The 9,532-nt window shown below is 33.9% G+C and carries 9 protein-coding genes; 1 reads left to right on the forward strand and 8 read right to left on the reverse strand.

All coding sequences use genetic code 11. The features are described from left to right. The first annotated feature begins 220 nt into the window (after positions 1-220). A complete protein-coding gene (locus BSHG_RS18300; protein WP_008657529.1) occupies positions 221-1,555 on the forward strand; it encodes a site-specific integrase in 1,335 nt (444 codons plus the stop codon). A 692-nt stretch (positions 1,556-2,247) separates the two neighbouring features. Here the strand turns inward: BSHG_RS18300 and BSHG_RS18290 are convergent. The 8 genes from BSHG_RS18290 to BSHG_RS18255 form a co-directional block, all read right to left on the reverse strand. Beyond that, on the reverse strand, positions 2,248-4,125 hold the full coding sequence (locus BSHG_RS18290; RefSeq protein WP_008657531.1) for a hypothetical protein: 1,878 nt from the start codon (positions 4,123-4,125) through the stop codon (positions 2,248-2,250). Between the two features lie 11 nt (positions 4,126-4,136). Continuing rightward, positions 4,137-4,661 carry a type II toxin-antitoxin system antitoxin SocA domain-containing protein gene (locus BSHG_RS18285; RefSeq protein ID WP_008657532.1) on the reverse strand — a complete coding sequence of 175 codons (525 nt, stop codon included), beginning with the start codon at positions 4,659-4,661 and terminating at the stop codon, positions 4,137-4,139. Positions 4,662-5,462: 801 nt separating this feature from the next. Then, on the reverse strand, positions 5,463-6,182 hold the full coding sequence (locus BSHG_RS18280) for a hypothetical protein (protein ID WP_005789339.1): 720 nt from the start codon (positions 6,180-6,182) through the stop codon (positions 5,463-5,465). A 134-nt stretch (positions 6,183-6,316) separates the two neighbouring features. Beyond that, on the reverse strand, positions 6,317-6,781 hold the full coding sequence (locus BSHG_RS18275) for a DUF6808 domain-containing protein (protein ID WP_008657534.1): 465 nt from the start codon (positions 6,779-6,781) through the stop codon (positions 6,317-6,319). Then, a complete protein-coding gene (locus tag BSHG_RS18270; RefSeq protein ID WP_005821740.1) occupies positions 6,778-7,272 on the reverse strand; it encodes an N-acetylmuramoyl-L-alanine amidase in 495 nt (164 codons plus the stop codon). The genes BSHG_RS18275 and BSHG_RS18270 overlap by 4 nt, the downstream gene beginning before the upstream one ends. A gap of 885 nt (positions 7,273-8,157) precedes the next feature. Further along, positions 8,158-8,592: a bacteriophage holin gene (locus BSHG_RS18265; protein ID WP_032497314.1), complete on the reverse strand. Its 435-nt coding sequence runs from the start codon at positions 8,590-8,592 to the stop codon at positions 8,158-8,160. A 288-nt stretch (positions 8,593-8,880) separates the two neighbouring features. Then, positions 8,881-9,213, reverse strand: coding sequence for a hypothetical protein (locus BSHG_RS18260; protein WP_005821742.1), 333 nt, complete (start codon positions 9,211-9,213; stop codon positions 8,881-8,883). 3 nt (positions 9,214-9,216) lie between these two features. Further along, complete coding sequence (locus BSHG_RS18255; RefSeq protein ID WP_005821743.1) at positions 9,217-9,501, reverse strand: hypothetical protein; 285 nt, start codon at positions 9,499-9,501, stop codon at positions 9,217-9,219. Positions 9,502-9,532 lie beyond the last annotated feature (31 nt).

Consider the following 9,532-nt stretch of genomic DNA (forward strand, 5'->3'; position numbering starts at 1 on the left):
AAAACTAAAATGGCTGATAATTGTTTAATTATCAGCCATTTCTTTGTACTCCCGAAGGGAGTAATATTTTTAAAACAAAGCAAAACAGAAATAAACATATTCTATTGATTTAATGCACATTTACAAAATAATTACTCCTAATTATGTTTGGTTTTGTTGTGCAATATTGCGTATATGTTGTGCAAAAGCCTTATATTTGCACAACCAAAAACAATAAAGAATGGCAACCGTAAAAGCATTTATTAGAACTGGCAAAAAAGACAGAGAAGCTAATATCAGGTTTCGTATTTCAGATGGACGAAATGTCCAACTATACCACAAATCCGAACTCCTAATACTACCTTCCTTATGGGATGAAAAGAGAGAGCAATATAAAGCTAAATGCATCGTCAAAACAGAAGACCGAATACGGTTAAATACAGCGATATCAGATCGTAAAAAACTACTCCTTTCTATCTACAATGAAACCCCAGGCATAACGAGCGAGAAGCTGGAACAACTTGCAGATGAACATCTACATCCCGAGAAGTACCATAAAAGCAACAATAACTTTTTCGATCTAATGGAAAGCTATCTGCAAAAGAGGAAGTTGTCAGAAGTTAGAGAAAGAAACTTTCAGGTACTCTTACGATCATTGAAGCGATATGAACTATTCATTTCAGCTTGCTATAAAAAAGATTTTAAACTAGACATTAACAAGATAGACACCGATACAATCGAAGATATAGAAAGCTTTCTTCGTAATGAACATACACTTTATAATGAATATCCTGAGATTTACGAAAAAATCCCGGCAGTAATCGGTACGATACGCAAAGCACCAAAGCCTCAGCCCAGAGGCAATAATACTATATGCGCACTCTTCAGCAAATTTAGAGCTTTCTATAATTGGTGCAACAAACAAGGAATAACCAACAATCGCCCTTTTGAAAAGTACAGTGGCAATACAACAGAGAAGTACGGAACCCCTTTCTACCTAACATTAGACGAACGTAATATCATAGCGGACTTTGATCTCTCAGCACGACCACAATTAGCAATACAAAGAGATATTTTCATCTTTCAGTGTTTAATCGGATGCCGCGTTTCTGATTTACTAAAAATGACCCAAGGTAACATCATTAATGAAGCAGTAGAATATATACCACATAAAACCAAAGATGAACGCCCTGCGGTTGTCCGTGTACCTCTTAATGGACGTGCAAAAGAATTAATAGAAAAATATAAAGGCATTGATACAAAAAAGCGTTTATTCCCGTTCATTAGTGCTCAAAGGTATAATGACGACATAAAAGACATACTTCGGTTATGTGGAATAGATAGATATGTGACCATACTTAATCCCACTACAGGAAAAGAAGAAAAACGACCAATTTATGAAGTGGCTTCTTCGCATATGGCCCGTAGAACGTTTATTGGCAATCTTTATAAGAAAGTGAAAGACCCCAATTTAGTTGGTTCATTGTCGGGACATGCAGAAGGCAGCAGGGCATTTACCCGATATAGAGAGATAGACGACGATATTAAGAAAGAACTTGTTGATATGCTTGAATAGCAGGCAATTATAATAGTATATTGTACAACCTAAAAAGTTCCCAAAGATAAAGGCGACTTATTCAGTCGCCTTATTCATTTCTTCTGTCATCGCTCTATCTGATACAGCCGATTAATCACTGAGTTATAAAACAGATCAAGGAGATGCTTCTACGTGACAAAGATGGTATTTCTTTCCGATATACCTCGAATCAGGAAGGCGAGGTATATAAAAAAATTGCCAACTCCAAAAAGTTAAGGCAATTGATATTAAACTTAACTTTCTACTTCAAATCCATGATCGAACTATTTCCTAAACGCAAAGATCAAGGTTTAGAATTATCTTCCCAAATATAAACTTGAGCAACATAACCTGCATCGAAGTACTCTATAGATTCATCTTGGGGGAATTCGAGAATATAATAAACCTGACCTGACTTAGTCCCATAAAACGTACTAAATTCAGGCACTTCTTTTTCTTCTTTTCTTTTTGTAGAATCAATTAATTGGGCTTGAGAAACAGCTTGTATTCTATGGTCTACAAAACAATGTGGTTTCTCTTTTTTCTATCAAAAGTCTTTCACAATTGACTCTCTTGCCTATTATCATATTCCTCAATGACATATAAATTAAAAAGTTAATAGGTAAAGATAGAATAAATATTAAAAAGATGTATTTATTAGTTACATGTTTTGAGGACATAAGAAAAGGTAGCTATTGTGCTACCTTAATTTGTTGCATTTCCAACTTCTGTTTATTATGCAATGAATCTTTTACTATAGATTCAGTCTGTCCTATCTTATCTATTACGGACCGACTAGTTTCTGCTAAAGTAAAAACCAATATAACATATATAGCTATAAATACTATACCGGCAATAAAACGACCTGTTTTTAAATATTGACGCCAATTTATCCTCTGAATTAATAATGGTGAAATAAACAAATATAAAGATGCAAAAAGTAACAATAATATTCCAAAGCCAATCGTATTAGCTGTTAATTGGTATAAATCCAAAGTAGTATTATTTATAAAGATATTCACAATACCAAAAAGAAAAGTGATAGCAGCTGTAAATATCGCTATTAAATCATAAGCTTTTTTATCTGAAGTTTTAATATCATTTTTTATCTGAGTTATCTCCTTCCTTTCCATTGATAAATCACAACGAAATCTCAAATACTCTTTAGTCCTATTAAATTGCTCTAATCGCTCTTTCAGCGTATTATAGTCAATATATCTAGCATAAGCGGAAGGTACAAACAAGTTGATAGACTCATTTCCAGCACTATACATAGATTCTTCAAATGGTAATTGAAAAGGAAAAAATTGATGTGCCCGACTCCATTCATAAGCCTCTTTATATAAATCAATTACACGGCTCAATTCCTCCAACTTATCCTCTATTAATCTTTCATCAAAATCTTCTTTCCCAATATGAAGCTCAATACATCGAATTATAGCTTCTATAGCCTTCTCATAGGGGTGAAAATTTTTCACACCAGTCCTTGCTTGTATATTTTCTATATGACGTAATTCTTCTTTTATTTGCTTTAAGTTAGGTTCACATTTTTGAACATAAAATGAAAAACGACAGTTATACAAGAAATTAAATATCGAATTCAAAGAAAACCTATCATATTTTTCTATTGAATTACTAGGGCTAATGAATGCTTGTGTATTTCGTCTTATTTGATAAATATTTGAAAACTGCTTTAAAACTAAATCCATCTTCTTTATGTCAGACTTGTCTATAAAATTCTGTTTGTAATATTTCATTAACAAGACAAAAGATTTCAATTTAGGATTAGCACTATTAATATTATCTAAAAGCTCACTTACTTTTGATTCACTACTACATTCTTCTATAACAAACTCATCATAGTAACCAATATCTAATTCTTTAGGATTTAGGCATACAATATTGGATTCTGAATTAATATATAAAGGAGTTTCTTTAATTTTACGTATAATAAAATGACATTTATGAAGCAATACAGATAAAATAGCTCTTCTTTCTGAACTACCTTCACTTATGTATTCCATTAGTCTGTCTCTACTAAAAAGTAGTTTTTGGAATTCATCCTCACTAGTAGGGAACCGATAATCAAATAAGCACAGAGGCATTGTTATCTCAGAAAATAATTTTAAAATTATATCTGTTGATTTTATGTTTTTCAACTTATAAAAACCGTACTCATACCTATCCTCTTCTGTATCAAATTTGTTTTTTGAGATTGTTACGAAATAATTATAGTGTTTTAATGCATTATAAATAGAATAATTTAAATCCCGATATCTTGATAGAAGCTTGTCTACTTTTTCATTAACTGCCCCAGAAAGTGAAGGGGGAGCATATTCTACTGTTGTCTTTTCAAGGAAGTTGTTCAACACATCAAGAAAATTAGGAACATTAATATACTCCCCACTAATGATCGACTTACTTAATAGTATAAAGCATGTCTCAAAAAAGCTTTCAATCTGAATATTTTTGGAAAAAAAGACAACTTCCTCCTCATTACCGTTTGGAAGCCAAGATTCAGGAAACTCTTCTATGAATTGATCATAACATTGCTCTAATATAGAACTCATCCTATTTTAATTTATTCAAAGTATTTATTTCTATCGTTCCTAATCGATTCTACGGTCATTTTATAACTTGACATCTCCATTAACTTAGCAAAATCTATAGACTGCTTCCAGCTTTCCCATTTATGTGTAATATCCACCAAATCAAAGGCATTCAATAGTATAAGATGTTTATTTTTCACCTTTAAAGCATTTACAGCCTCCTCTACTTTAACATAATCCTCTATCCTATATGGCAATGTATCTATTACTTTTTTAGTTATTGATCTTTCTGTTATTGTGTAAGATGGTAAGTTGTTACCTTGAATGGCATTATAGATATCACTTTCGACAGGACCATAAGGTAATGCGAAAAATTTATTAAATATATTCAAGAGATCTCCAGTACCTTCTCCTTTAGGAGCTGCAGCCAAAAATAAAAGCTTAAGCATAGACAACTTAGAACAGTTCTCGAATCCTCTATTCTGTTCTTTATTCTCTTCGTTATACCATTCTTCAAATAAGAATAGCATATAATCAAACGCATATATTTTATTCATAGGTCTTATTTATTTCTTCATACAAATAATACTACTCTTGTCTGAATAATACAAATTAAGAACACAAATAGTTTGATGTATTATGTAGTATTAGCACAAAAACAGCGTAATTATGCTGCAAAAGTAGCGTAATTTCTCAAAAGTGAGCATTATTTAGCTAAATAATTAGCTAAATAATGCTGTCAAACATGTATATTTAGATATAGATATTACTAAAAAATGCATCGTTTCTGCACCTTTTTTATCTCAGTGTACTCAACCTCTGACTTCGAATTTAAGTTTACCGCTCCCACAAATTACAATTCACTTCAAAACTAACATAAGGCTCAACTCATCCCCAGCTATTCTGTACCTAATCTGCATGCTTGATACGAACTAGCTTCACTTTACTTGCAACAAATAGGGTCCACCCTTAATTTATCTGAACTCATTTGTATAAAGGATACATTGCAAAAATGTAAAATAAGGGAATAAAAAGCAATTGTATATTTTAAATAGTGGAACTAATCTTCCAGATGCAGAAAGATTTCTTTTGAATGAAAAAGCCCCGACTCCTAAGAATCGAGGCCAGCAACTTAATGATAAGATATTTCTACACAGTGCGAAGATGGTATTTCTTTCTAAACCAGTAACTGCTATTATTAGAAAACAGATAGCCCACCATACACAAGCAACTGTGGTATTGAAGGAGGCTTATTCAGTTATCTTATTCATTTATTCGGTCATTAATCTAATCTGATATAAACTATAATAATACTTCTGCTTAAACCGCTACCATCATTCTCTAAAACAATATATATATCATTCTTCTTTTTTTGCCGAATACTTTATTTTATAATGTTGATCATCATATTCTGATATTTGGACTATCAAACGACCATCCAAACTTTTCCATCCCCCTTTGCCTAATGCTAAATATCGTTCTTCGAAGAAAATATATAAATCCTGCTCTGTTACTTTACTTTTATTCACAATTAAATATGAAGTAAAAAGTGAACCAGTCTGTTTATCAAAGAAATAATATTCTCCCACTGGCGATACTCCTCCCCACCTATAATAAAAGATATCTGGATCTACTTGCATATCATATCCATCTCCTTTTTGTTGAATAAGTTCTTTTTTAGTTAATGTAAAGTTGTATAATGGCTCTAAAAAATTGGAAGGGCGAGGGATAACATTAACTTTTACCTTTATACTTTTCAGGTCTCCTTGAACAACAATATTTGTAGAACCAGCACGCATTCCAACAACCTTCCCGTCGGGAGACACCCTTGCGATTTTCTCATTTTCAGATTTAAAAGAAACCGCCCTTGTACCGTACACATTAATCTTATGAACACTCGGTGGCCAATCCACATCTACCCACAAGGTACTTAAAGTTATTTCATTAACATCCACATACATTTCTGGCGGTGTTAATTCATTGTTACTGGTGCAAGAAGTAAATGAAGCAAACATAAATAAAAATAATCCAATCAAAAACGCAACAAATGCTACTGTTGCATAAAATAATTTTCTCATAACTGTTTTAATAGGTTTTATTATTTTAATATAAAGACAGTATTATAAAGGAAACCCCCTATTCTATTAATGAAAAACACCATATTTTAACAACTTACTTCTGAGCCACGATAATATTCCTTGATTAATAAGGATTACCATTCCCACAAATTATAACTCACCCCAATCCCAACATAAGGGGTTGCCTTATTCCCAGAAAAACCGTATCCGGCCTGCACACCCAGCCCGAACCGTTTCCGCTTTGCCCGCTCTCTGATGAACATCGTGCGCGTTTTGCTGTACACCTCTATACTATCCAGCTTGGCTCGGTATCCTGACACATAAGCCGTATAAAGGCTGTCTTTGTAGATTTTCTGTGTAATAGGCAAATACACCGTGTCCCGAACCGTATCACCCGGCACAGGAACAGGAACAACGAACGGGAACGAATCTACAACGCTTTCATAAACCGGAATGGGTACTGTACCCCAGACCGTATCAATACGATTTGTAATGATCGTATCTCTGACCACTTCACCCGGTACGCGTTCCACCCTTGTCGGGCGGAATACGATAAACAGGACAAGAATGATTATGATAATGTAAGGCAAAGATTTCATGGCCGTATGATTACAGGTTTCATAAAATTAGAGAACTCCTTCCGTACATCGAAACATGGACAAGCCTTGATATATTCAAACGGTTCTACCTCCCCATTATCATTTAAGTCAGGTGATGTATCCCGGTGTCCAAGTACCTCGATAATAGGGTAGTCTCTACAGAGCTTCTCTACCAAATCGCGCAAAGCTATTCGTTGCGCTTCTGTCCGGGTATCAGCAGCTTTCCCATTGACATCCAGGCCGCCGATATAGCAGATACCAATCGAATGTTTGTTATACGACCGCCCACTGTCCCCTTTCGTATTGCAATGTGCCCCGTCCACAGACAAGGGCCTACCGTTCTCCACAGTCCCATCAATATCTATTACGTAATTATACCCGATCTGATTAAAGCCTCTCTGTTTATGCATCCGGTCAATGTCTTTTGCACGCAAATCCTGTCCGAAGCGCGTGGCCGAACAGTGAATAATGATTGAATCAATTGTTTTCATATTGTTTATTTTTTTATTAGTTTATAAAACTTTTCAAGAGTTAAGTTGTTAAGGAGATAAAACATAACATAAATCAATAACTTTGTTGCCTTAATAGCCGTTTGTAACGCTTTTGCCTGTGAAGGTAGAAGCGTTATTTCTTGTTTTCACATTTTTAAATACAAATTCATTACACAAGCTCAATAATTATCCTTATTTATTCCCTCCATGAAAATATCTCCATGATAAAAAATATTATTATCCCACAGGTTTATAAGCATTTTTAATAGATACACAATGAACTTTTATAGGAATAAATATGCTATATAACATGCTTAAACTTTAAAAACACGGTTATGCGGTCTGTGAAGATAGTACGCCGTATCTTATTGCATACAGATGAAAAACTATATCTTTCAAAATAATAAATGCATTTAAGATAAATGCTATGTGCATCCATTATTAATAAGTCAAAAACCGACTCAATTAAAAAATAGTCCAATAACAACTCCTGCTTTTTTCTTCATCGCTAATGTAACATCAGCCATTCCGTAATGATAGCCACCGAATGTTGCAACAGTGTCTCAAGAGATGATATTTATCCCAAATTGGTCAAAATATTCTAAAACAACCTCGCTAAACAATGAATTACTTTAACTATCAGAACATTACTTGTTCCAAGCACTGTAACCACATCGCTATGACTTAATTCTTGGAGTAAAAATATTGCATATATTATTCTTTTAGCGGTTTTATTAACACTTTTATTAAAAATAAAAATCAACCTTTGTATTCCAATATTTTATATTTTGTAAACTTGGTCTGGGAAGATAAAGTTATACATTTGTTTGTTTTGTTTGTGTAATTCCCCGTCGCTAAGCGTAGCGACGGGAGATTTTATCTAAACTACTCTTTCTTTCCCGAAACATTATCGAACCCCTTCAGCTTATTTATGATAGCCTTCGGGAAAAAGCCCGGGCAAATCTCTTCTACGTTCTCAATAATACTTAAGGCCTCACGTATCATTAATGCCGTACAAGCGAAATACCGGAACCAGACGAAACTATCGACCACCTGACCGGCGATCGAGAAATTACCCATCACATGTGACAGGATCAATACACAACTGTAAATGATAAGCTTACGCCCAATCATACCATATGCCTTACTACTGATGTCTTTGGATAACCAGTGCTTGACAAAGCCGAGCACCGTATCAACACATACAAGGACAATCAACCATTTGACAAACTCCCAGTCACCAAAGACATAGCGCTCAAAGAGTTCCAGCAAAGGAGAAAGAGGCAAGGCAATCAATGCAATCATCTTCAAATTTTTCATATTCTTGGATATATAAATTTAAATAGTATATTTATTATTTTTTTAAAGAAACTAATTCCCTAAAAGTAGCAAACCATCATAGCTATGATGCAACCTATGTTGATAAGAACTATTTTACTCTATATAATTTTTTTATTAGAATGTACAACAATTATACGAATTTACGTGTTATTGAGAGAACATCTTAAATAAGTATTATCAAATGCGGTATGAATAAACTACGGTTATTATTCATTTCCTTTATACCGCATCTTTCCGCCCCATCTGTGAAGACAGGGCGGATTCTTGTTACTTGGATTTAGATGCCGGTTTGGGCTCTAAAGTGGCTTTTACCTCTTTGGTGATCTGATCGAATACTTCAAAGTGCGCTGCAACATTCTCCGACTCCGGAAGGGACATTTGTTTACTGCCTGATTCTAACAGCAAATACCCGATATACCGCCCGGAGGTTACGGGTTGCTTACCTGTAGGGGTGTCAATCTCTTCCGTGACCGTTTTAATGATTTCACAATGAAGACGACTGAGATTATCGTTATTGACACTGTAGTTTACATTGTACTGATAATCTCCTGAAACGGCTTTACCGTTTACTTGAACTGTTCTTGATTCTTCTTGAAACATAATTTATTGATTTTGAGAGTTCATAATTACTTTGTCTAATTCATTATAAATAGCGGTTTTCACCACTGCGAGGATCGGAGCCGGATCAACGTAATTTCGAATGATATTTGCACCTTGTTCGTCAACTTCAACTTCACCTTCTTTATATATCCGTTGGGCAAACTCCAATTCACCCAAATCGGGTGTATTACAGTAAATAGCGTTTCCTACTGTTTTAGCTACGTCGAACTCTTTAATTTCTCCATCAATAGCTGTTTTTACTTTAATTCTTCTAAAATTGATTTTCATATTCTATTTCTTTTGAATTTATTATTGTAAT

Source organism: Bacteroides sp. 3_2_5 (genome assembly GCF_000159855.2).
Taxonomy (GTDB): Bacteria; Bacteroidota; Bacteroidia; order Bacteroidales; family Bacteroidaceae; genus Bacteroides; species Bacteroides fragilis.